3 protein-coding genes are annotated in these 2,341 nt (G+C 42.4%); 2 read left to right on the forward strand and 1 reads right to left on the reverse strand.

The features are described from left to right. Positions 1 to 322 precede the first annotated feature (322 nt). A complete protein-coding gene (locus F6K49_RS42070) occupies positions 323 to 646 on the reverse strand; it encodes a DUF433 domain-containing protein (protein WP_293107247.1) in 324 nt (107 codons plus the stop codon). 361 nt (positions 647 to 1,007) lie between these two features. On the opposite strand from F6K49_RS42070, the gene F6K49_RS42075 reads away from it, so the two are divergent. Together F6K49_RS42075 and F6K49_RS42080 are read left to right on the forward strand one after the other, a co-directional pair. Next, on the forward strand, positions 1,008 to 2,021 hold the full coding sequence (locus F6K49_RS42075; RefSeq protein WP_293107250.1) for a hypothetical protein: 1,014 nt from the start codon (positions 1,008 to 1,010) through the stop codon (positions 2,019 to 2,021). Between the two features lie 70 nt (positions 2,022 to 2,091). Beyond that, positions 2,092 to 2,341 (forward strand): hypothetical protein (locus F6K49_RS42080; RefSeq protein WP_293107253.1); only part of this gene is annotated, 250 nt, incomplete at its 3' end.

Consider the following 2,341-nt stretch of genomic DNA (forward strand, 5'->3'; position numbering starts at 1 on the left):
TATGACCAGAGATGAGTTAGAAAAAGGTCTAGTTGATTGTTGTGATTCTTTGACTAAAGAACAAATAACAAAATTGTTTTCTTATTGCTGCTATTGTAACTAATATAAGCGCAAACCGCTATAATCTTGGAACGTCCTGGGGTAGATTCGTTCAAATCTTGACTAGAATTTGCTGCTTTAAAACTCATGACTGCTTCAGATCAAATACACTCCTCTTCTAAAAAGCTTCGGCTCACAGATACTCAACACGCCCAACCATTTCCTCTGGCCTATAAATCTCATGAATCAAAACTAAGCCTTTGATCATCTCACCAATCTAATTTTATCCTTCACCTCTTATCTCTCTCCATTTTTCCTGAAACTTTGAAGGAGGACTATTTCGCTTTATTTCTTCAACAAGTCTATCAGTTTCAATGGTATGACGGTCAATTTCTTCCCGATGCTCATAATAGTATGCCATAGCCCCATGAATCTGCGCTAAGGACAGATCATACTTGTGAGCAATTTCTTCTAAAGATTCTTTCATCTCCAAATACATCTCGGCAATGGCAGCAACAGGGATTCTTGTCCCAGCGATGCGGGGTTTACCAAAGCAATAGTCAGGATCTATGGCAATATACTCTGTACTTATTTGTTGGATAGACATTTGTCTGACTTGGATTAAAAGGCAACCATACTAATTATAGCAATTAATTGCTTGAGGTACCTCGACCTTCGATTTTTAGGGAGTAATAAAATTGAATATCCCTCATAAGTATGATCAATTATATCAAGCCTTTGCTAATATATAATTTTAAATTATCTCATGAAAGCAAATGCTGATTGATCATCATACCAAAAAATCATCTTATCTCTTTGATACTGCTCCGAAGTTCCCTATTCCCTATTCCCTATTCCCGATTCCCTTTCACCATCAAGTCTAGTTTCACATCTCAACTTAAAAAATATAGCTGACGGCTGATAGCTGACTGCTGAACGCTTACTAACATCCTACGTTAACAATAATTATGAAACCCCAAACTGAGCAAATTGTTACTACCCTTCAAGAATTAACCAAAGATGAATACTACAGCCTAGTTGGTGACGCACCTTATATAGTTATCCCTTGGGAAGTGGACGATAAAGGTCCTTTTTCAGTGGAACGCTTTCTAGTGGATAACACCGGTCTTATGCCCTTTGCTCCTGAAGAGTTTCTCAGTCAAATTCGCGCCACCCAATCTCAACCTGTGAGCGACCATTACCAAAATCTGATCGCACTGCTGCAAGCTAATTTGTCAGAGTTAACTATCTATGGCTATCGCCTTCCTACACTACCAGAAGACTTGGAAGAGGGATTTCCCCTTCAACAAAGTGTCTTTGGCTCCTTAGGAATTCCGATGCTAATTGGTTCATCAACACCAGGAGAGTGGATTGGATTAGGTATCAAACAAACCTGGCGGTGCAACTCATCACCACAATTTATGATTCCGGATCTAGAATCTGTCCAAGACAATACCGCTGCACTAGTTGAGCAAATCCAAACTATCACCAATCAAATTACTCATCAAGCCCAAGCAGAGGAAGAATTAAGTTTTGGAGCTTTCGAGGTAGTGACCACCACTAGTCGCCACGAAGTTATGCAAAAATTATTGGATACTACGGGATTTTTAGAGATTAGCGAAATCAATGAATTTATTAGAGTTCGAGATGATTACGGCAATGAGATAGAAGAGTACCAGGAAGCAATAGCACAGCTAGAACAAGAACTAGTCAAGTTACAGGAAGAAGGAGAATTATCAACGGAACAATACCAAGAGGTTCAAGAAGAATTGTCAGAACAAAGAGAAGGATTAGAGGAAATCCAAACAGAATGCAAGTTCGAGATAGATTTGAGAAACCTGTTTGCCACTCAACTGCTGAATTCCAAAACTTACCATCTTAACTTCAATCTGTCTGGGGAATGGTGTACAATTCACTATGCCTTAGGGGAAACTCACGATCAAGATTGGGTAGTACTAGCAACAAGTAGTTATACTCTTTGAAGGAAGACCAGGAGATGGGGCGATGGGGCGATGGGGCGATGGGGTGATGGGGTGATGGGGCGATGGGGTGATGGGGCGATGGGGAGTCAGATCAGCAACTGGCTCTCCAAGACTCCTTAGGTGCGCTTTCCGTAGGCGAATTAAATTCGCCACGGGTCGCACCTCTGCATTGCTACTCCCTACTCCCTGCTCCCTACTCCCTGCTCCCTGCTCCCTGCTCCCTGCTCCCTGCTCCCTGCTCCCTGTTCCCTGCTCCCTGCTCCCTGCTCCCTGCTCCCTGCTCCCTGCTCCCTGCTCCCTGCTCCCTGCTCCCTCTCTCA

This window comes from Moorena sp. SIO3I6, assembly GCF_010672095.1.